Annotated in this window: 19 protein-coding genes; 10 read left to right on the top strand and 9 right to left on the bottom strand. The window is 69.8% G+C overall.

Annotation, left to right across the window (positions count from 1 at the left end):
- Positions 1-11 precede the first annotated feature (11 nt).
- Positions 12-1,985 carry an APC family permease gene (locus ACVNF4_RS07360; RefSeq protein WP_461801865.1) on the bottom strand — a complete coding sequence of 658 codons (1,974 nt, stop codon included), beginning with the start codon at positions 1,983-1,985 and terminating at the stop codon, positions 12-14.
- Positions 1,986-2,394: 409 nt separating this feature from the next.
- Between ACVNF4_RS07360 and ACVNF4_RS07365 the strand changes: the two genes are divergently transcribed.
- Genes ACVNF4_RS07365 through ACVNF4_RS07380 form a run of 4 tightly spaced genes read left to right on the top strand, consistent with a single transcriptional unit; the run spans position 2,395 to position 6,608 of the window.
- On the top strand, positions 2,395-3,690 hold the full coding sequence (locus ACVNF4_RS07365) for an extracellular solute-binding protein (protein ID WP_461801866.1): 1,296 nt from the start codon (positions 2,395-2,397) through the stop codon (positions 3,688-3,690).
- Positions 3,687-4,676 (top strand): carbohydrate ABC transporter permease, encoded by a 990-nt coding sequence (locus ACVNF4_RS07370; RefSeq protein ID WP_461801867.1) that lies wholly within the window; start codon positions 3,687-3,689, stop codon positions 4,674-4,676. The genes ACVNF4_RS07365 and ACVNF4_RS07370 overlap by 4 nt, the downstream gene beginning before the upstream one ends.
- A 53-nt stretch (positions 4,677-4,729) precedes the next feature.
- Complete coding sequence (locus ACVNF4_RS07375; RefSeq protein WP_461801885.1) at positions 4,730-5,497, top strand: carbohydrate ABC transporter permease; 768 nt, start codon at positions 4,730-4,732, stop codon at positions 5,495-5,497.
- A 43-nt stretch (positions 5,498-5,540) separates the two neighbouring features.
- On the top strand, positions 5,541-6,608 hold the full coding sequence (locus tag ACVNF4_RS07380) for an endo-1,4-beta-xylanase (RefSeq protein ID WP_461801868.1): 1,068 nt from the start codon (positions 5,541-5,543) through the stop codon (positions 6,606-6,608).
- A gap of 7 nt (positions 6,609-6,615) precedes the next feature.
- On the opposite strand, the gene ACVNF4_RS07385 is transcribed toward ACVNF4_RS07380, so the two are convergent.
- From ACVNF4_RS07385 to ACVNF4_RS07395, 3 genes are all read right to left on the bottom strand, one after another.
- Positions 6,616-7,704: a LacI family DNA-binding transcriptional regulator gene (locus ACVNF4_RS07385; RefSeq protein WP_461801869.1), complete on the bottom strand. Its 1,089-nt coding sequence runs from the start codon at positions 7,702-7,704 to the stop codon at positions 6,616-6,618.
- A 148-nt stretch (positions 7,705-7,852) separates the two neighbouring features.
- A complete protein-coding gene (locus ACVNF4_RS07390) occupies positions 7,853-8,059 on the bottom strand; it encodes a DUF5999 family protein (RefSeq protein ID WP_461801870.1) in 207 nt (68 codons plus the stop codon).
- 283 nt (positions 8,060-8,342) lie between these two features.
- Positions 8,343-8,927, bottom strand: coding sequence for a hypothetical protein (locus ACVNF4_RS07395; RefSeq protein ID WP_461801871.1), 585 nt, complete (start codon positions 8,925-8,927; stop codon positions 8,343-8,345).
- A 609-nt stretch (positions 8,928-9,536) separates the two neighbouring features.
- On the opposite strand from ACVNF4_RS07395, the gene ACVNF4_RS07400 reads away from it, so the two are divergent.
- Both ACVNF4_RS07400 and ACVNF4_RS07405 read left to right on the top strand, forming a co-directional pair.
- Entirely contained in the window at positions 9,537-11,054 is a 1,518-nt protein-coding gene (locus ACVNF4_RS07400; RefSeq protein WP_461801872.1) for a glutamate--cysteine ligase, read from the top strand.
- Positions 11,055-11,480: 426 nt separating this feature from the next.
- Positions 11,481-12,266, top strand: coding sequence for a CPBP family intramembrane glutamic endopeptidase (locus ACVNF4_RS07405; protein WP_461801873.1), 786 nt, complete (start codon positions 11,481-11,483; stop codon positions 12,264-12,266).
- A gap of 3 nt (positions 12,267-12,269) precedes the next feature.
- Here ACVNF4_RS07405 and ACVNF4_RS07410 read toward each other — a convergent pair whose 3' ends face one another.
- Entirely contained in the window at positions 12,270-13,079 is an 810-nt protein-coding gene (locus ACVNF4_RS07410) for a PhzF family phenazine biosynthesis protein (protein WP_461801874.1), read from the bottom strand.
- 98 nt (positions 13,080-13,177) lie between these two features.
- Between ACVNF4_RS07410 and ACVNF4_RS07415 the strand changes: the two genes are divergently transcribed.
- Complete coding sequence (locus ACVNF4_RS07415; protein WP_461801875.1) at positions 13,178-14,047, top strand: NAD-dependent epimerase/dehydratase family protein; 870 nt, start codon at positions 13,178-13,180, stop codon at positions 14,045-14,047.
- 28 nt (positions 14,048-14,075) lie between these two features.
- Here the strand turns inward: ACVNF4_RS07415 and ACVNF4_RS07420 are convergent, their stop codons facing one another.
- Together ACVNF4_RS07420 and ACVNF4_RS07425 are read right to left on the bottom strand one after the other, a co-directional pair.
- Positions 14,076-16,433, bottom strand: coding sequence for an ATP-binding cassette domain-containing protein (locus ACVNF4_RS07420; RefSeq protein ID WP_461801876.1), 2,358 nt, complete (start codon positions 16,431-16,433; stop codon positions 14,076-14,078).
- Positions 16,434-16,517: 84 nt separating this feature from the next.
- Positions 16,518-17,081, bottom strand: coding sequence for a dihydrofolate reductase family protein (locus ACVNF4_RS07425; protein ID WP_461801877.1), 564 nt, complete (start codon positions 17,079-17,081; stop codon positions 16,518-16,520).
- 93 nt (positions 17,082-17,174) lie between these two features.
- On the opposite strand from ACVNF4_RS07425, the gene ACVNF4_RS07430 reads away from it, so the two are divergent.
- Positions 17,175-17,441, top strand: coding sequence for a hypothetical protein (locus ACVNF4_RS07430; protein ID WP_461801878.1), 267 nt, complete (start codon positions 17,175-17,177; stop codon positions 17,439-17,441).
- A gap of 133 nt (positions 17,442-17,574) precedes the next feature.
- The gene (locus tag ACVNF4_RS07435; protein ID WP_461801879.1) at positions 17,575-18,171 is read left to right on the top strand and encodes a PadR family transcriptional regulator; all 597 of its coding nucleotides are present in this window, start codon (positions 17,575-17,577) and stop codon (positions 18,169-18,171) included.
- A gap of 63 nt (positions 18,172-18,234) precedes the next feature.
- On the opposite strand, the gene ACVNF4_RS07440 is transcribed toward ACVNF4_RS07435, so the two are convergent.
- Both ACVNF4_RS07440 and ACVNF4_RS07445 read right to left on the bottom strand, forming a co-directional pair.
- Positions 18,235-18,666 carry a type II toxin-antitoxin system Rv0910 family toxin gene (locus ACVNF4_RS07440; protein ID WP_461801880.1) on the bottom strand — a complete coding sequence of 144 codons (432 nt, stop codon included), beginning with the start codon at positions 18,664-18,666 and terminating at the stop codon, positions 18,235-18,237.
- 78 nt (positions 18,667-18,744) lie between these two features.
- On the bottom strand, positions 18,745-18,924 hold the full coding sequence (locus tag ACVNF4_RS07445) for a hypothetical protein (RefSeq protein ID WP_461801881.1): 180 nt from the start codon (positions 18,922-18,924) through the stop codon (positions 18,745-18,747).
- Between the two features lie 210 nt (positions 18,925-19,134).
- Between ACVNF4_RS07445 and ACVNF4_RS07450 the strand changes: the two genes are divergently transcribed.
- Positions 19,135-19,526, top strand: a 392-nt coding sequence (locus ACVNF4_RS07450) for a hypothetical protein (RefSeq protein ID WP_461801882.1), incomplete at its 3' end; no start/stop codon positions are given.

Here is a 19,526-nt window from a genome sequence, read left to right on the forward strand (position 1 = left end):
CACGATAGGTCTCAGCCCGTGTGCACCCGTGGGCGGCGCTCGCGGTCGGGTTCGGCCTCGCGCAGGACCTCGCGGGTGACGGGGGCGACCTCGCCCTGGCCGAAGAGGAAGAAGCGCAGGAAGTTGGTGAAGGGTCCGCCCTCGGTCCACTCGAAGTAGATGTGCGGGGTGCAGCCGGTGGAGTCGCGGACGTGCAGGAGGAGGGCCGCGAGGGCGTTGGGGATCGAGGAGTGTTCGAGGGTCAGGACGCGGTAGCGGTTGTGGAGGACCTCGCCGCGGACGGTGAGGCTCGCCTCGAACTCGGACGGGTCGGTGACGGTGACCTCGACGAAGACGTAGTCCTCCTGGCCGGGGATGTCGTTGTCCTCGCGGATCTGCTCGATCTTGTCGCGGTACTCGGCGATGTCGCGGCGGTCGGGCTCGTTGGCGATGAGCCGGATCTTGCGGCTCGCCATGTCCCGTACGAAACGTTCCGCCATCGGGTCGAGGGTGACGCTCGTGACGCGCAGCTCGAAGGCGCGGGCCAGCCGGGAGAGCAGGGAGACCAGGATGATGCCCGCGATGAAGCAGGCGCCGATCTTGACGCCGTCGGGGCGTTCGATGACGTTGACGACCGTCACGTAGAGGAAGACGGCGGAGATCACGCCGAAGCCGATCGTCCAGTTCCGCTGGCCGGCCTTGCGCGCGGCGATGGTCACGGCGATCGCCGCGGAGCTGATCAGGACGAGGACGCCGGTGGCGTACGCGCTGCCCTGGGCGTCGACGTTCGCGTCGAAGATCCAGGTGACCAGGAAGCCGATCAGGGTGAAGACGATGACCATGGGGCGCACGGCGCGGGCCCAGTGCGGGGCCATGCCGTAGCGGGGCAGGTAGCGCGGCATCAGGTTGAGCAGGCCGGCCATCGCGGAGGCGCCGGCGAACCAGAGGATGGCGATGGTCGAGACGTCGTAGACCGTGCCGAAGACGCCGCCGAGGTAGTCGTGGGCGAGGAAGGCGAGCGCGCGGCCGTTGGCCTGGCCGCCGGCCTTGAACTCCTTCTCGGGGATCAGCAGGGTCGTGATGAAGCTGGTGACGATGAGGAAGAAGCTCATGATCAGGGCGGCGGTGGTGAGCAGCTTCTTGGTGTCGCGGATCCGGCCCGCGGGGCGTTCCTCGGTGTCGTCCGGGTCGCCCTTGACGTTCGGCATGACGGCGACGCCGGTCTCGAAGCCGGAGAGGCCGAGGGCCAGCTTGGGGAAGACCAGCAGGGCCACCCCGACCATCGCGAAAACGTTTCCGTGTTCGGTGGTCAGCGCGCTGGACCAGTCGGTGACCACATGGCCGGCCGTGACGACGTGCCACAGGCCGACGGCGACGACCACGACGTTCAGCGCGAGGTAGACGCCGACGAGGACCACCGCGACGCCGATCGCCTCCAGGAACCCCTTGAGGAAGACCGCGCCGAGCAGGGCGACCAGGAACAGGGTGATCAGCATCTGGTGGTCGTGCAGCACGCCGGTGAGGTGGGGGTTCTCGACCAGGTGGGTGGAGGCGTCGGCGGCGGAGAGCGTGATGGTGATGAGGAAGTCGGTCGCGGCGAAGCCGAGCAGCGTCAGGACGAACAGCTTGCCCTGCCAGAAGGAGAGCAGCCGCTCCAGCATCGCGATCGAGCCCTCGCCGTGCGGGCTCTCCTCGGCGACCCGGCGGTAGACCGGCAGGGCGCCCGCGAGGGTGACGATCACGAGGACGATCGTCGCGATCGGGGAGAGGAGACCGGCGGCCAGCGCGGCGATGCCGGGCTGATAGCCGAGGGTGGAGAAATAGTCGACGCCGGTCAGGCACATGACGCGGAACCAGGGCTGGCCGCGGTGGGCCTGTTCCTTGAGGGGGGCGTCGGGGCCCTGCTCCGCGGACGGCTGACTCCGGTGGCCCTTGCCCATGTCGGACAGCCCCTCCAGCATCCAGGCGCGCAGGCGGCTGGGTGCCGGTTGTTCGGTCGTGGCCATCGGTGTCTGCTCCAGGTGTGCGGCTCGGTGTGCGGATCCGGTTCCGTCGTATGCAGAGAGTGACACGTGGGCCCGGGGTTCGGGGAGTGGAGGGCGTCAAGCTTGCGTTAAGACTGGCCTGGTGGGGGCGGGTTTCGAGGGGTTCGGGCGGACTGGGCCGGACGGGGGAGTGGACACCCAGTGTCATGGGGGTGGTGGCGACCGTTTCGTAATGTTCGTTGATTGAGCCGAATGTTTCGAACCGGTTCGGGGTGCCTTCCGTGTACCAGGCAGAGGAGCGTTCTCCAGCTGGGCTTTTAATTGACCGCGTTCAAGGGGTTGCCTCCCTTCGGAGGCTGAATCTAGGGTGCGGCAGCAACGAAGCTTTCTGGATCTGCTCCGAAACTTTCGATCTACCGAGGAGAGCACGATGGGCTACCCGGCACTCTCCCGCCGAGGCTTCATAGGAGCCTCCGCCGCAGCCGGCCTGGGCATGGCGGCGCTGAGCGGTTGTGGCGGAGACTCGGACGGAGGGTCGTCCGGGGGGACGACCACCGTCGAGTGGTGGAACATCTCCACCACCGAACCCGCCAAGAGCGTCTGGGCGGCTCTGGCCAAGAAGTTCGAGAGCCAGAACCCCGGTGTGAAGATCAAGATCGTTCAGCTGGAGAACGACGCCTACAAATCCAAGATGACGGCGCAGACCGCCTCCGGCAAGCTCCCCGACATCTTCCACACCTGGGGCGGCGGCGTCCTCAAACAGCAGGTCGAAGCCGGGCTCGTCGAGGACCTCAGCGAGCGCACCAAGCCGTGGTCCGAGAGCCTGCTGCCGGTCGCGAAGGCGCCGTACCTCATCGACGAGAAGGTCTACGGCATCCCGTTCGACATCGGCATGATCGGGTTCTGGTACAACAAGGCGCTGTTCAAGAAGGCCGGCATCGCCGGGCCGCCCGCCACCTGGTCCGCGTTCCTCGACGCCGTACGGAAGCTGAAGGCCGCCGGTATCACCCCTCTCGCGCTCGCGGGCAAGGAGAGCTGGACCGGGATGTACTACTGGGCGTACCTCGCGATGCGCACGGCCGGGCTCGACGCACTCCAGAAGGCCGACACCAGCAAGGACTTCACCGGCGACGGGTTCGTCCAGGCGGGGCAGCACCTCCAGGAGCTGGTCGACCTCCAGCCCTTCCAGAAGGGGTTCCTCGGGGCCGCCTACTCCAGCCCCACCGGGCAGGCCGCGGCCGTCGGCAACGCCAAGGCGGCCATGGAGCTGATGGGCCAGTGGGCGCCCACCGTCGAGGCCGACGCGGGCAAGGGCATCGGCGCCGACCTCGGGTTCTTCCCCTTCCCCGCGGTCGAGGGCGGCAAGGGCGCGATCACCGAGGTGTTCGGCGGGGGCGGCGGACACGCGCTGCGCAAGGGCGCTCCGCAGGCGGCCGTGGACTTCCTGAAGTTCTTCGCCTCCGAGGTCACCGACATCGAACTCGTCTCCAAGACCGGGGCGCTGCCGGTCGTGCCCGCCGCCGAGTCCGCGCTCAAGGACCCCAACCTCAAGGCCGTACAGGCCCAGCTGAAGGCCGCCACCGGGTTCCAGCTCTACCTCGACCAGGCGTACGCGCCCGCCGTCGGCCAGCAGGTCAACGACAGCGTGGCCGGGCTCATCGCCGGGTCCAAGTCGCCGCAGCAGGTCACCCAGGCGATCACGAAGACCGCCAAGGAAGAGCAGTGACCTCGACGTTCGTGAAGGACGACCGGAGCGCCGGGGCCGACGCCGCCGCTCCGGCGCCCGAAAAGGCGCGCTCCCGGCGGAAGCTGGCCCACTGGTTCACCGCGTTCGCGTTCCAGACACCCGCGCTCCTGTTGTTCGGCGGGCTCGTGCTGCTGCCGATGATGTTCGCCATCTACGCCTCGTTCTTCCGGTGGGGCGGGTTCGGCTGGCCCTCCGAGGCCATCGGGTTCGACAACTACACGCGGCTGTTCAAGGACGACATCTTCCTCGGCGATCTGTGGCGCGGGGGCCTACTGATCGTGCTGTCGGTCGTCCTCCAGCTCCCGTTCGCGCTGGCGCTCGCCGTCGCCGTCAACCGGAAGATCCGCGGACGGGCCGTCTACCGGATGCTGTTCTTCGCGCCGTACATCCTCTCCGAGGCGATCACCGGCATCCTGTTCAGCATGCTGTTCGCACCCGACCAGGGGTTCGCGGACCAGATCCTCGGCAAGGTGGGGCTCGACGGGCTCGGCGGGAAATGGTTCTCCGACCCGTCGACCGTGCTGGCGACGCTGTTCCTCGTCATGATGTGGAAGTACTTCGGCTTCCACATGATGCTCTACCTCGCCGGACTCCAGTCCATCCCGGCCGAGTTGAAGGAGGCCGCGCTCATCGACGGGGCCGGGTCCTGGCAGCGGTTCCGCTCCATCACGCTGCCGCTGCTCGCGCCGACCCTGCGGATCAGCGTCTTCCTCTCGGTGATCGGCGCGATCCAGCTCTTCGACCTGATCTGGGTCACCACCGGCGGCGGACCCGACCACCACTCCGAGACGATGGCCGTGACGCTGTTCCAGTACGGCTTCAAGCGCTACCAGGTCGGGTACGCGAGCGCGATCAGCGTCGCCATGTTCCTCATCAGCCTCGTCTTCGCCGTCGTCTACCAGCGCTACGTCCTGCGCCGCGACCTGGAAGGGGCCACCACGACCATGCGAGGAGGCGGCGCGTGAAGAAACGCTGGACCAATCTGCCGCTGCACGTCGTCCTCGTCGTCGTCGCGGCCATGATGGCCGTACCGCTGCTGTACGCGGTGCTGTCCGGGTTCAAGACCACCGACGAACTCTCGCGCAATCCGGTGGGGCTGCCCGAGAAGTGGGTGACGTCCAACTACACCGACATCCTCGGCTCCGGCTCGTTCTGGCAGGCGGTCGGCTCCAGCACGTTCATCGCGGTCGCGACGGCCGTGGCGGTGGTCGGGGTGTCGGCGCTCGCCGCGTTCTCGTTCGCGCGGTTCGCCTTCCGGGGGCGGGAGGCGCTGTTCATGCTGTTCACGATGGGGCTGATGTTCCCCTTCGCGGTCGTTGCGCTGCCGCTGTTCCTGCTGCTGCGCTCGCTGGGCCTGCTGGACAACCCGCTCGGGGTGATCCTGCCGCAGGCCGCGTTCGGGATCCCGGTGACCATCGTCATCCTGCGCGGGTTCTTCCGGGAGATTCCGGCGGAGCTGGAGGAGGCGGCGACCCTCGACGGCTGCGGGCCGCTCGGGTTCTTCTGGCGGGTGCTGCTGCCGATGGCGCGGCCGGCCCTCGGGACCGTCTCCGTCCTTGCCGTGGTGGGCAGTTGGAACAACTTCCTGCTGCCGCTGCTCGTCTTCACCGACCCCTCCTGGTGGACGATCCCGATCGGCGTGCAGCAGTTCCAGGGGCAGTACTCCGCCGACTACGCCCGGGTCTTCGCGTATCTCGTCCTCGCGATGGTGCCCGCCCTGGCCTTCTACTCCGTCGCCGAGCGCCAGCTCGTCGGCGGGCTCACCGCCGGTGCCACCAAAGGCTGACCGGCGATCCACGTACGACTTACCTTTCTTGAGGAGTCGCACCATGCTCACGAGGTTCTCGGGCTCGCGTCCCCGTCTCAGACTCGCGGGGGCGCTCGCCGCCGCCCTGGTCGCCGCCGGGATCGCGAGCGGCCCCGCCGCACAGGCCGGGGAGCAGCACCACAGGGCGACCCTGGCGGACCTCGCCCAGCGGCACGGCCGGTACTTCGGGAGCGCCACCGACAACCCCGAACTCACCGACGCGCCCTACACGAAGATCCTCGGCCGCGAGTTCGACATGATCACCCCGGGCAACGGGATGAAGTGGTACGCCACCGAACCCCGGCAGGGCGTCTTCGACTTCACCGCCGGTGACGAGATCCTTCGGCTGGCCCGAGCCAACCACCAGAAGGTGCGCGGGCACACGCTGGTCTGGCACAGCCAGCTCCCCGACTGGCTGACGTCCAAGGAGTGGAAGGCGGACGAGCTGCGGGCCGTCCTCAAGAACCACATCCAGACCGAAGTCCGCCACTACCGGGGGAAGTTGTACGCCTGGGACGTCGTCAACGAGGCGTTCAACGAGGACGGCACCTACCGGGAGACCGTCTTCTACAAGACCCTCGGCCCCGGCTACATCGCCGACGCGCTGCGCTGGGCGCGGCAGGCCGACCCCAAGGTGAAGCTGTACCTCAACGACTACAACATCGAGGCCGTCGGCCCCAAGAGCGACGCCTACTACAAGCTCGCCAAGGAGCTGAAGGCGCAGGGGGTGCCGCTCGACGGGATCGGCCTCCAGGCGCACCTGGCGCTCCAGTTCGGCTATCCGACGACCCTGGAGGACAACCTCCGCCGCTTCTCCCGGCTGCGGCTCGACACCGCGCTCACCGAGGTCGACGTGCGGATGCTGCTGCCCGCAACCGAGGAGAAACTCGCAGAGCAGGCCCAGTGGTACGCCGACATGACGAAGGCGTGCCTGTCGGTGCGGCGATGCGTCGGCGTCACGATCTGGGACTACACGGACAAGTATTCGTGGATCCCGGCCGTCTTCCCCGGTGAAGGTGCCGCTCTCCCCTGGGATGAGCAACTCCAGCCGAAACCCGCCTACTTCGCGCTCCGGAACGCGTTGAAGTAGGCAGGTTTCAGGGGCGGGCTGGTGGTGCGGTGCTGGACCGCACCACCAGCTCCGTGCCCAACTCGACGCGCGGGGCGTCGGGATGCTCGTCGCGCGCGAGGCGCAGGACCGTGCGGACGGCCAACTTGCCCATGTCGGCGAGGGGTTGGCGGACGGTCGTCAACGGCGGGGCGGACCAGCGGACTTCGGGGAGGTCGTCGAAGCCGACCACGCTCATGTCCTGCGGGACCCTGAGGCCACGCCGGCGCAGCGCCTCGACGGCGCCGAGTGCCATGCGGTCGCTCGCCGCGAACAGGGCCGTCGGCGGATCGGGCAGCTCCAGCAGGGAGTTGGTGCCGGTGAAGCCCGACTCGGACTGGAAGTCGCCGGGGACGACGAGGGATTCGTCCACCGGGACGCCCGCGGCCTCCAGGGCGGCGCGGTAGCCGTCGTACCGGGCGCGGGAGCACAACAGGCGCCGGGGGCCCGCGATCAGGCCGATCCTGCGGTGGCCCAGGGCCAGCAGATGCTCGGTCGCGGCGAGGCCGCCGGACCAGTTGGCGGCGCCGATCACGGGGACGCCGTCCGCGCACGTGCCCGTGGGGTCGACGACGACCAACGGGACGCCGAGGATCCTCAACTGGTCGTGCAGCGTGGGTTCCAGGTCGGACGTGACGAGGATGACGCCGCCCGAGGCGCGGGCGCGGAGGTTCTGCATCCACTCGCGGGCGTCGCCCGAGCGGCCGTGGATCGCGGAGACGACCGTGCCGACGCCGGCGGCGTGCGCGACCTCCTCGACGCCGCGGATGATCTCCACCGCCCAGGGGCTGCCGAGGTCGTTGAAGACGAGGTCCAGGAGGGGGGCGCTGCGGGTGGGGGCGGCCTGGGGGCGCTTGCGGTAGCCGTGCAGGCGCAGGAGTTCCTCCACGCGGGCGCGGGTGGCGGGGGAGACGTCCGAGCGGCCGTTGACGACACGGGAGACGGTGGGGACGGAGACGCCGGCCTGGCGGGCGATCTCGGTGATGGTCACCTTGGTGTGGGGGCCGGGGGCGGTGTGCGGGTCGTGCGTGCCGTGTGGTTCGGTGCGGCCCTCGGTGTCGGTGTCCTGCGGTGCCATGTCCCCACCTTCGCTTGCGGTGCCCGGCCGAAAACTTCCAGGAGTCTTCCGGAAAAAAGGCGGGGAGGGGAGAGGGCGGGGACATGAGTGAGGGCCGGATCACTGGTGTGTCCGGCCCTTGGGTCCCCCTGATGTGCGGCTGGCCGGCTCAGGCCACGGCCACGACGCGGCCCGGCCCCAGCGGGCGGTGCGGGTCGATGACGCTGCCGTCGGGCAACAGCTCACCGGTGTCCTCGAAGAGCAGGACGCCGTTGCACAGCAGGCTCCAGCCCTGCTCCGGGTGGTGCGCGACGAGCCGGGCGCAGTCCCGGGCGGTGGAGTCGGCAGGCGGACACGGTGGCTGGTGCTGGCACATGGAAGGGATCTTTCGCTCTGTCGTGACGGATGAGGTGACCGGTGCGGTGTGTGGGTCGTGTGTCGAGTTTTCCTCGCGGCGCGAAGCGTCGTTCATGGCCGCCCCCGTTGTGATAAGTCGGTCGGAACCCAGTGTTGCTCTACGGGCGTCAATCCGCAGGGATTTCGCGGTACCGCCTCTCACAGGTTCATGACGCGTCACCCGCACGGGCGGTTCAGCCCTGCCGCACGGTCACTTCGGATGGTTCGCCCTGGTCACAACGGGCTAGTCCGACAGGATGAGGTCAGGCCGGCGAGCCCAACAGGGGCTCCGGGGTGACCCGGTGGGTGAGTGCCGGGAGCAACTCCGCGACGCGGTGCGGGCGGTGGGCCGCGATACCGGGCGGGGCGGGGGCCAGCGGGATGAGGACGTCCGTTGCGGCGGGGTGGCCCGTCGTGCCGTCCGACTCGCAGTCGCCGTGCAGCCACAGCGTCAGCATGTAGAGGCCGGGGACGGACAACAGGCGTGCCTGGCCCGGGAGTCCGGCGGCCTCGGCCTGGCGCAGGGCGCGTTCCGTGGAGTCGATGTACGGGCCCTCGAAGAAGTGCGAGAACGTCCAGCCGTCCGCCGTCAGCCGGGTCTCCGCGGCGGCCACGGCCCGCTCCTGGCAGTGGATCAGGAAGCGCCAGCCGACCAGCCGGGTCTCGGGTGTGCCGTCGTCGGTGATCCGCTCCAACACGTGCAGGGGGAGCGGGAGTTCGGGGACCGTCGGGCCCTCGGCGCTCCTCAGGGACGGGGTGCGGGCCTCACGGACGGCGAGGGGGGAGCCGAGGGCGGTGAGGACGGAGCGCAGGGCGGGCGCGGGTGCCGGGGGGACATACAGCGGCATGGTGGGTCGCCTCTCATTCGACAGGCTTCGACAAGCTTCGACAGGCAGAGGGGGCGCGAGGGCGGGGGCGGACGGCGCTGTCAGCTCTCGGGTGCTCGGGATCTGGCGGTCGGAGAGGCAGTGCCCAGGCCGGTGTGCCGGGTGTGTGAGCGGGCTGCCGTCCGCGGCCTGGACGACAGGCTCCTTCGACCGGGTCCCCACCTTCTCCGCCTGTCGCGGAGTTTATACGACGCGTGTTCGGGGCGGGTTTCGGCTACCCGATCGCTTTTCCTGCCGCAAGTATCTATTCGGTCGGCGATACGACTGAATCCTCCCGATTCAGGGGGGTGCTCCCGGCGTTCACCTGGGAAAGTCCCCGAGGCGCGGTCGGCGTATTCTTGTCGGGGTTTCTCACGAGTCGCCGAGTTCCGGAAAACCAGTTCCGCGCCACGTCTGTCGAATGTGTCGACGGTCACTTATGGGGTACTTACGAGAGGCTGGGGCCAGCCTAGCGGTCCCGGGCGGGTGCCGGGGGCGTTATCGATCGTCCCGCTGGGCATCATCCTTCCTGACCCGGGACGCCCGGCGGGCCGGGAGACCGGTCCGCCCTGCCGAGGAGGGACCCTTCGTATGGGCGAGAAGGTCGTGGCGGGCGCGTTCGACCTGTCCGATCGGCAGCACTACCGCGACAAGCTCCGGCAGTGCCTCGCGGGGCTGGAGCGGCTGCTGGCCGAGCAGCGCTTCGACCGTCCCAAGAACCTCATGGGGCTGGAGATCGAGCTGAATCTCGCGGGTGCGGACGGTGCGCCGAGAATGTTGAACGGGCAGGTTCTCGAACGTATCGCGAGCCGTGATTTCCAAACAGAACTCGCCATGTTCAATCTTGAGGTGAACATAGCTCCGCACCGGTTGGGGGGCCGGGTATTCGACCAGCTCGCCGAGGAACTCCGGACGGCGTTGGCATATGCCCACCGAAAGGCTCGGGAAGTCGATGCCGGAATCGTGATGATCGGGATTCTGCCGACGCTCGGGCCCGAGGACCTCGTCTCCGCGAACCTCTCCGAGGTCGACCGGTACGCGCTGCTCAACGATCAGATCGTCGCCGCTCGGGGAGAGGACTTCACGCTCGACATCCAAGGGGTCGAGCAGCTCTCCTGCACCGCCGAGTCCATCACCCCCGAGGCCGCCTGCACCTCCGTCCAGCTGCATCTCCAGGTCACGCCCGGGCGGTTCGCCGACGTCTGGAACGCGGCCCAGGCCGTTGCCGCCGCGCAGATCGCCGTCGGGGCCAACTCGCCTTTCCTGTTCGGGCGGGAGCTGTGGCGGGAGTCTCGGCCGCCGTTGTTCCTTCAGGCCACCGATACGCGGCCACCGGAGCTTCAGGCGCAGGGGGTGCGGCCTCGGACCTGGTTCGGGGAGCGGTGGGTGAGTTCCGCGTACGAGCTGTTCGAGGAGAATCTGCGGTTCTTTCCCGCGTTGCTCCCCATCTGCGACGACGAGGATCCGTTGGGGGTGATTTCTGCCGGGGGGACGCCGAAGCTGGCGGAACTCGTGCTGCACAACGGGACCGTGTACCGGTGGAACCGGCCCGTGTACGGGGTTGCCGACGGGGTTCCGCATCTTCGGGTCGAGAATCGGGTGCTGCCTGCTGGGCCCACCATCACCGATGTCCTTGCCAACGCGGCGTTCTACTACGGGGTCGTGCGGGCTCTTGCCGAGGAGTCGCGGCCCGTGTGGACCCGGTTGCCGTTCGAAGCCGCCGCCGCGAACTTCGACGCGGCTTGCCGGTACGGGATCGAGGCTCGGCTGCTGTGGCCTCGGCGGGGGAGGCTGGGGGGAGTGGGGGAGGTGGACGCGGTGAGTCTGGTGCGGGAGGAGTTGTTGCCGTTGGCCGCGGTGGGACTCGATGCGTGGGGGGTTGAGCCGGTGGACCGGGACTTCTATCTCGGGGTGATCGAGGAGCGGTGCCGGTTGCGGGTGAATGGGGCTACCTGGCAGGTGGAGACGTTTCGGCAGGGGGTGGGGGCGGGGTTGTCGCGGGGGGAGGCGTTGGCGGCCACCACTCGTCGGTACGGGGAGTTGATGCGGGTGGGGGAGCCGGTGCATTTGTGGCCTGTGGGGGTGGGGGAGGTGGTGGGGTTGGGGTGAGTGGGGGGTGCCGGCGGGGTTTCTCGCCCCCGCCGCCCCTACCCGTCCCATCCCCAGGGGCTGCCGCCCCTTCGACCCCGCCAGGCCAGGGGCTCCGCCCCTGGACCCCGGGGGGAGGAAGGGGTGCTTGTGGGTGAGAGGGGCGAGTGCCGGGTTCGGGAGGGGTGGGGCTGTGTGTGGCGGGGCGCGGGCGCGTTGTGGCCTCTCGCGCCCGCGCGGCGGTAGCCGCACATCGATACAGCCCCGCGCCCCTGAAAGACCTGGGTGCTGCTGTGTGGTTGGGCGCGGGTCTGCCGGCGGGGCTTGGTGTTGATGAACTTCATGAACAAGGTGATGACCGCGTAGCCGGATCCGTGTGGGGCTCTGGAGGGGCATGAGGCAAGCTGTGGGGGCTCGGACGGGGACTGAACAGGAGTAGGTGGGTACGTGGAGGCTGGGTCGGTGGTTGAGGTGGGGCGGTTGTCGCGGCGGGAGTTGCGGGATGAGACGTTGCTGGTGCTGGGGGTGTCGTTGGGGGCCAGTGGGGTTTCGGCGCTCATCAGTTTTGTGGGGTCTGTCACCAAGCCTGGAGGGCTCAAGGACCAGACCGCCACGCTCAATGGGTCTGCTGCTCCTGGGCGGCCCTGGCTGGATCTGGCGTGGCAGTTGTTCGGGATCAGCACGGCGTTGGTGCCTGTGGCGCTCGTCGCGCATTTTTTGTTGCGGGAGCGCGCTTCCCTGAGGGTGCTCGGGTTCGATCGGGGGAGGGCCTGGTTCGATCTGGGGCGGGGGGCTGCTGTTGCCGCGGTGATCGGGAGCAGTGGGATCGCGTTCTATCTGGCGGCGCGCGGGCTGGGGTTCAACCTGACCGTGGTGCCGGAGGCGTTGCCGGAGGTGTGGTGGAAGTATCCGGTGCTGATCCTGTCGGCCATGCAGAACGCGATTCTCGAAGAAGTGATCGTGGTGGGGTATCTGCTGCGCAGGCTGGGGCAGTTGGGGTGGACGCCGGGGAGGGTGCTGGTGGCGAGTTCGGTGTTGCGGGGGTCGTATCACCTGTATCAGGGGATCGGGGGGTTCATCGGGAACATGGTGATGGGGGTGGTGTTCGTCTGTCTGTACCGGCGGTGGGGGCGCGTCGGGCCGCTGGTCGTCGCGCACTCTCTGCTCGACATCGGCGCGTTCGTCGGGTACGCGCTCCTCGCCGGCAAGGTCGACTGGCTGCCCACCCCCTGACCCTCACGCCAGCAGTTCCCCCTCGATGACGGTCACCGCGCGCCCCGTGAGGAGTGTGCGGTCGCCGCGCAGACCTGTACGGACCCGCCCTGAACGGGGGGACGCCTGGAGCCCGGTGAGGTCGGCGCTGCCGAGGCGCCGGGACCAGAAGGGGGCCAGCGCGGTGTGGGCGCTGCCGGTGACGGGGTCCTCGTCGATGCCGACGTTGGGGAAGAAGCAGCGGGAGACGAAGTCGTAGCCGAGGGCGGGGTTCTCGGCGCGGGCGGTGGCGATGACGCCCCGCGCGGAGTGGGCGCCCAGCGCCTTGTGGTCGGGGCGCAGGGCGTGGACGGCTCTCTCGTCGGCCACCTCCACCACCAGGTCCCCGACGAGCGGCCCGGTGTCGAACGCGCTCAGCACCTCCGCGCCCAGCGCCTCGCTCACCCCTTCCGGCACCTCGACCCGCGTCAGCGGTGCCGTCGGGAAGTCCAGCGTGATCGAACCGTCCCCGGCGGGCGTCGCGACCAGCACCCCGCTGAGCGTCCTGAAGCGGACGACACCCTCGTGGGCGCCGGTGGTGTGCAGGACGTGCGCGGTCGCCAGCGTGGCGTGCCCGCACATCGCGACCTCCGCGACCGGCGTGAACCAGCGCAAGGCCCAGTCGGCCTCGGCATCGCCGGTGAGGGGGTGGGCGAACGCCGTCTCCGCGTGGTTGACCTCCAGGGCGATGTCCTGGAGGCGGTCGTCGCCCGGGAACGTGTCCAGGAGCATGACCCCCGCCGGGTTGCCGGAGAACGGGCGGTCGGTGAAGGCGTCCACGATTCTGATCTGCATGAGGGTGACGGTAGGGGGTGGCGTGGGCGCGGCACCAAGGCCAATCGGGGAAAACTGGACGGATGGTCGGGAACTGGCGGGACGGGTCGGACGTTGTCGTGATCACAGGGGCCACCGGGTTCGTCGGGTCGGCGGCGGTGCGGGAGCTGCTGGCCCGGGGAGCGCGGGTCCGGGCGCTGGTGAGACGGGTTCCGGAGGAGGTGGTGGAGGGTGTCGAGTGGGTGAGCGGCGATCTGGCCGAGCCGGGTGCGGTGTCGGGGGTGTGCGAGGGCGCGCGGGCCGTCGTCCATCTCGCCTCGTACATCGGGCCTGACGACAGCCGGTGCCGGGCCGTCAACGTCGACGGGACGCGGGCCGTGATGGGTGAGGCCCGGCGCAGCGGGGTGCGGCGGGTGGTGCAGCTGTCGACCGCCGCCGTGTACGGGGCCGGGCCGCACAGCGGCATCGAGGTCGGTGGGGTCCCCGCCGAGCCGGTGTCCGCCGTCAGCCGGAGCCGGCTGGCCGGGGAGCGGTTCGCGCTGGAGGCGGGCGGGGTCGTCCTGCGGCCGGGGCTGGTGCTGGGGGACGGCGACCGGTGGGTCGTGCCGGGGCTGCGGGAGCTGACGGCTCGGGTGCCGGGGGTGTGGGACGGCGGGCGGGCGCTGCTGTCCGTCGTCGGCGTCGGGGCGCTGGGGCGGCTGATCGCCGTCCTCGCCGTCGGGGAGCGCGCGGTGCCGGGCGGGGTGTATCACGCCAGTCATCCGGTGCCGGTGCGGATCGGGGAGCTGATCGGCGGGCTCGTCGCGCGGGGGGAGCTGGCGCCGGTGCCGGAGGTGGACTGGTCGTGGGAGGAGTGTCTGGAGCGGTTCCGGGCGAGTGAAGGGCGGGCGAGTGAGCGGCAGTTCGCGCTCGTGGGGCGCGATCACTGGTACGTGAGCGAGGAGGTGTGGCGGGTCGCCGGGTGCGATCCGGGGCCGCCGGGCTGGTGACCCGGGGCCCTGGGCGTCGTCGCTGTCGTCAGGCGCTCACGTACTCCGCGAGGTGTTCGCCGGTGAGGGTCGGGGACTTGATCAGGGCAGAGGGGGTGCCTTCGAAGACGACGGTGCCGCCGTCGTGGCCGGCGCCGGGGCCGAGGTCGATGATCCAGTCGGCGTGGGCCATCACCGCCTGGTGGTGCTCGATGACGATCACCGACTTGCCGGAGTCGACGAGGCGGTCCAGGAGGGCGAGGAGCTGTTCGACGTCGGCGAGGTGGAGGCCGGCGGTCGGTTCGTCGAGGACGTAGACGCCACCCTTGTCGGACATGTGGGTGGCGAGCTTGAGGCGCTGGCGTTCGCCGCCGGAGAGGGTGGTGAGGGGCTGGCCGAGAGTGAGGTAGCCGAGGCCGACGTCCGTGAGGTGGCCGAGGATGCGGCTCGCGGCGGGTACGCGGGACTCGCCGTCCGCGAAGAACGCCGCCGCCTCGGCGACCGGCATGGCGAGCACCTCGCTGATGTCCTTGCCACCGAGGTGGTGGTCGAGGACGGCCGCCTGGAACCGCTTGCCCTCGCAGTCGTCGCAGACCGTCGCCACGCCCGCCATCATCGCGAGGTCCGTATAGATGACACCCGCGCCGTTGCAGGTCGGGCAGGCACCCTCCGAATTGGCGCTGAACAGCGCCGGCTTGACGCCGTTGGCCTTGGCGAACGCCTTGCGGACCGGCTCCAGCAGGCCCGTGTACGTCGCCGGGTTGCTGCGGCGCGAGCCCTTGATCGGGGTCTGGTCGACCGAGACGACGCCGGCCGAGGCCGGGACCGAGCCGTGGATCAGGGAGCTCTTGCCGGAGCCCGCGACGCCGGTGACGACGGTCAGGACACCGAGGGGGACGTCCACGTCGACGTCGCGCAGGTTGTGCCGGTTCGCGCCCCGGATCTCCAGGGTGCCGGTGGGTTCGCGGACCGTGTCCTTCAGCTTGGCGCGGTCGTCGAGGTGGCGGCCGGTGAGGGTGTCCGCCTTGCGCAGGCCCGTGACCGTGCCCTCGTAGCAGACCGTGCCGCCCGCCGTGCCGGCGCCGGGGCCGAGGTCCACGACGTGGTCGGCGATCGCGATGACCTCCGGCTTGTGCTCGACCACGAGGACCGTGTTGCCCTTGTCGCGCAGGCGCAGCAGGAGGTCGTTCATGCGGCGGATGTCGTGGGGGTGCAGGCCGGTCGTCGGTTCGTCGAAGACGTACGTGACGTCCGTGAGGGACGAGCCGAGGTGGCGGATCATCTTGACGCGCTGGGCCTCACCGCCGGAGAGGGTGCCCGAGGGGCGCTCCAGGGAGAGGTAGCCGAGGCCGATCTCGTTGAACGAGTCGAGGGTCTCGCGCAGGGCCGTCAGCAGCGGGGCCACCGAGGGGTCGGCCACACCCCGGACCCACTCGGCCAGGTCGCTGATCTGCATCGCGCAGGCGTCCGCGATGCTCACGCCGTCGATCTTCGAGGAGCGGGCGGCCTCGGTCAGGCGGGTGCCGTCGCAGTCGGGGCAGGTCGTGAACGTGATCGCGCGGTCCACGAACTCCCTGATGTGCGGCTGCATCGCCTCGCGGTCCTTCGAGAGCATCGACTTCTGGATGCGGGGGACGAGGCCTTCGTACGTCATGTTGATGCCCGCGATCTTCATGCGGGTCGGCTCCAGGTACAGGAACGCGTGCAGTTCCCTCTTGGTGAACTTCTTGATCGGCTTGTCCGCCGGGTACAGACCCGACTCGGAGTACAGCCGGTAGCTCCAGCCGCCCGTCTTGTAGCCGGGGACCAGGAGCGCGCCGTCGTCGAGGGACAGCTCGGCGTCGAAGAGCTGTGTCAGGTCGAAGTCGGTGACCGCACCGCGGCCCTCGCAGCGGGGGCACATGCCGCCCTGGATGCTGAACGAGCGGCGTTCCTTCACGGTCTGCCCGGCCCGCTCGATCGTCACCGCGCCCGCGCCGCTGATGGAAGCGACGTTGAAGGAGAACGCCTTCGCGGGGCCGATGTGGGGGGTGCCGAGGCGGCTGAAGAGGATGCGGAGCATCGCGTTGACGTCGGTGACCGTGCCGACCGTCGATCTGGGGTCCGCGCCGAGGCGCTGCTGGTCCACGATGATCGCCGTCGTCAGGCCCTCCAGGACGTCCACGTCGGGGCGGGCGTGGTTCGGCATGAAGCCCTGGACGAACGCGCTGTACGTCTCGTTGATCAGGCGCTGCGACTCGGCGGCGACCGTGCCGAACACCAGGGAGCTCTTGCCGGACCCCGAGACGCCGGTGAACACTGTCAGCCGCCGCTTCGGGATCTCCACGCTGACGTCCTGGAGGTTGTTCACCCGCGCGCCGTGCACCCGGATCAGGTCGTGGCTGTCGGCGGCGTGCGGCTTCGTCATCGAGGCTCCCTCAGGGCGGTGTGGTGGCTGTGGGGTCAGGCTAGGGCGGGGGTGGGGGTGGGCGCTTCTCGATAACTGACGGGTTCAGCGTGTGACGCGCTGGCGCAGGTACACGACTCCCGTGGGGAACGTGCGGGTCTCGACGAGTTCGAGGTCCACCCGGCGGGCGTGGTGGCCGTAGAACGGGGTGCCGCCGCCGACCAGGACGGGGTGGATCTTGGGCCGGTACTCGTCGATCAGGTCCGCCTCCGCCGCCTGGACGGCGAGGGTCGCGCCGCCGATCGCGATGTCGCCCTCACCCGGTTCGGCCCGCAGTCGCCCGATCTCCTGCGCGAGGGTGCCGGTGGCCAGCCGGGCGTTGCCCCGCAGGTGCGTGAGGGTGCGCGAGAACACCACCTTGGGCAGCGGATTCCAGAGCGTGGTCCACTCCCGCTGGAGGGCGTCGAGCGAGGGGTCCTCGGCCGCGGTCTCCCAGTACAGCATCGCCTCGTACAGCCGCCGTCCCATCACGTGGACGCCGACCTCCCTGATCTGGTCCATGGCGAACCGGAACAACTCCTCGTCGGGAGCCGTCCAGGCGAAGCCGCCGTCCGGGCCGACGGTGTAGCCGTCGAGCGAGACACCCAGCGAGTAGGTGACGGTGCGCATGCGGGGCTCCTCGTGTCGGGGGTTCGACAGTAGGACCGTCGGGGGTGGCGGGACTCATCGGCGCGTCGGCGGCGGGCTCGGTACGGACGGTGCATGGCAGCCGATGTCGAGCGACTGGTGACACGGATACGTGATCTGCATGCCGCGTTCGACAGCGGCGAGTGGGAGCCGAGCCAGGCCGAGCACGCCTGCGCCGTCCGGATCCTGGAGGCTGTCGCCAAGCCTGTCGCGGTGTCCTGCGCCGCTCACCTTCGGCGTTCGGTGTCGGCCGGCGGGCAGGTTCGAGACGGTTTCCTCGGGTTGCTTCGGAAGATCACGGGGAGTCCGGAGGAAGGCGCCATGGCCGTCGTGCGCCGGTGACGCTGTCCGGGACGGATCCCGCAGGGGGGAGTGGGGTTGCCAGGCAGTCGGTTCCGATATATCGTTGAAGGGTCGCGATCGGTTGATGAAGTGATGTTGATCGATCAATGGAACGGTGAATGGAGTGAGTGGCATGCGGATGCATGGATTCGAGCGTGGACATGGCCAGGACCCCCGTACGCACGGTGGGTTCGAGGGGCGGCGGGGTGCTTTCGGGCCGTTCGGGCCCGGAGGGCCTGGGTTCGGGCCGGGGCCCTGGGGTGGGCGTGGGCGTGGTGGACCCAGGGGGAGGGCTCGGCGGGGGGACGTGCGGGCCTCGATTCTGGCCTTGCTCAAAGAACGGGCGATGCACGGTTACGAGATGATCCAGGAGATCGCCGAGCGCAGTGGCGGGGCCTGGAAGCCGAGCCCGGGGTCGGTCTATCCGACGCTTCAACTGCTGGAGGACGAGGGGCTCATCAGCAGTGAGAGCGAGGGCGGGAAGAAGTTGTTCTCCCTCACCGAGGCCGGGCGCGCGGCTGCCGAGGACGTGGCCGAGACGCCCTGGGAGGAGGCCACGCGCGGGGTCGACTGGGAGTCGCTGAACGAGATCCGGCAGGCGGGATCCGGGCTCTTCGAGGCGTTCGGGCAGGTCTGGCGGACCGGAGACAAGGAGCAGCGTGAAAAGGCTCTGGCTGTTGTCAACGATGCCCGGAAGAAGCTCTATCTGATTCTGGCCGACGAGGGCTGACCCTCCGCGCGGCCATGCGCAGGCGCCCCGTGGTATTCGCGGGGCGCCTTCGTGTGTCCCCGGTCAGGCGACCAGCGCCGCCAGTTTCCGCAGCGACTCGGTCAGCGCGGCCGTCGCCGAGTCCTTCAGTTTCCCCGCCATCAGGGAGACCGCGGCGCCGGTGAACTCGCCGTCGATGCGGACCGTCGTCGCGGCCGAACCGTCCGGGGTGAGGGTGTAGCGGGTCAGGAGGGCGACGGCCATGGGGCCCTTGCCTGTGATCGTGAAGGACCGGGCGGGCGTCAACTCGTCGATCGTCCACTGGACTTCGGCGGGGAAACCCATCAGCTTCAGGTTCTCCTGGAAGGTCGCGCCCGGCTCCAGCGCCTTCGGGCCGCCCTGGGGGAAGTCGGTGTGCGTCGCGTTCCACTCGCCGTACGCCGGCCAGTCCGTCAGCCGGGTCCAGATCTGCTCCGCCGGTGCCTCGATACGTGCCTCGGCGCTCACTTCGGCCATGCGACCACCTCTTCGAATCGGCCAGGGTGCGCGGAACGTAGCTCCGGGGTCGCCAACTTGCAAGACATGGGCGGGCGTTCAGCGCAGCCTGCCTATCACCGCGGCGTCGAAGACGTCCCACGCGCGCGGGTGCGGGCCCTCGTCGTGGCAGTGCCAGGCCGCCCAGAACAGGTCGGCGGGCAGGGCGTCCTCCGGGGCGTAGACGCGGTACACGTACTCCAGGCCGTCCACCGACGGGAGTACGACCAGCCAGCTCACCGTCACAACCGGAACCCCCTCTCTCAGTAGTGTGACGTGTGCCTCCGCCGGTCGGTTGCCTGCCGGGCGCGAGAGGGCCGATCGCGCGCCCCCGGCCTGATGTCATCCGTAAGGAGGAGATTCCGGAGCCGGCCGTCCCCTCTGCGTGGGAGGCGGAAATGCTCCGTTACGCGGATGACCGGGGGCGTCCGGGACTGATGGGGTGAGCGGGTGCAACCCCGAATTCCCCGGCCATCGGTCCACGAACCCGTCCCGCCAGCGGTGGACGACGTCGCCGGGTTGAGCGAGGAACTGGTGGCGGCGGTCGCCGGCGCGCGCCGCAGAGCCGTGCGGGGCGCCGACCGGCAGATCGACAGCGCGCATCTGCTGCACTCGCTGCTGGAGTACGACGTCGAGGTGCGGGGCGTCTTCGGCGAGGAGGACCGGGTCGCGCGGGTCCTCGGGTATCTCGTCCAGCGGAGCATCGGGTACGGACTGCGGTGGCAGAGCGGGGTGGAGGACTCCGGGGCGCTGCCCGTCGTCGCCGTCGCCGAGGGGCTCTCGCCCGTCGCCGCCGTCGCGATCGACACCGCCCGGGTGCGCGCGCGGCGGCGGGGGGCCGG

This window comes from Streptomyces sp. S6 (assembly GCF_054880855.1).

Excerpts from the sequence above, each read along its gene's own strand:
- ACVNF4_RS07380 (WP_461801868.1), top strand. The coding sequence starts at position 5,541 with ATGCTCACGAGGTTCTCGGGCTCGCGTCCCCGTCTCAGACTCGCGGGG.
- ACVNF4_RS07410 (WP_461801874.1), bottom strand. The coding sequence starts at position 13,079 with ATGCAGATCAGAATCGTGGACGCCTTCACCGACCGCCCGTTCTCCGGC.
- ACVNF4_RS07420 (WP_461801876.1), bottom strand. The coding sequence starts at position 16,433 with ATGACGAAGCCGCACGCCGCCGACAGCCACGACCTGATCCGGGTGCAC.
- ACVNF4_RS07435 (WP_461801879.1), top strand. The coding sequence starts at position 17,575 with ATGCGGATGCATGGATTCGAGCGTGGACATGGCCAGGACCCCCGTACG.
- ACVNF4_RS07430 (WP_461801878.1), top strand. The coding sequence starts at position 17,175 with ATGGCAGCCGATGTCGAGCGACTGGTGACACGGATACGTGATCTGCAT.
- ACVNF4_RS07395 (WP_461801871.1), bottom strand. The coding sequence starts at position 8,927 with ATGCCGCTGTATGTCCCCCCGGCACCCGCGCCCGCCCTGCGCTCCGTC.
- ACVNF4_RS07440 (WP_461801880.1), bottom strand. The coding sequence starts at position 18,666 with ATGGCCGAAGTGAGCGCCGAGGCACGTATCGAGGCACCGGCGGAGCAG.
- ACVNF4_RS07360 (WP_461801865.1), bottom strand. The coding sequence starts at position 1,985 with ATGGCCACGACCGAACAACCGGCACCCAGCCGCCTGCGCGCCTGGATG.
- ACVNF4_RS07390 (WP_461801870.1), bottom strand. The coding sequence starts at position 8,059 with ATGTGCCAGCACCAGCCACCGTGTCCGCCTGCCGACTCCACCGCCCGG.
- ACVNF4_RS07385 (WP_461801869.1), bottom strand. The coding sequence starts at position 7,704 with ATGGCACCGCAGGACACCGACACCGAGGGCCGCACCGAACCACACGGC.
- ACVNF4_RS07400 (WP_461801872.1), top strand. The coding sequence starts at position 9,537 with ATGGGCGAGAAGGTCGTGGCGGGCGCGTTCGACCTGTCCGATCGGCAG.
- ACVNF4_RS07375 (WP_461801885.1), top strand. The coding sequence starts at position 4,730 with ATGATGGCCGTACCGCTGCTGTACGCGGTGCTGTCCGGGTTCAAGACC.
- ACVNF4_RS07425 (WP_461801877.1), bottom strand. The coding sequence starts at position 17,081 with ATGCGCACCGTCACCTACTCGCTGGGTGTCTCGCTCGACGGCTACACC.
- ACVNF4_RS07365 (WP_461801866.1), top strand. The coding sequence starts at position 2,395 with ATGGGCTACCCGGCACTCTCCCGCCGAGGCTTCATAGGAGCCTCCGCC.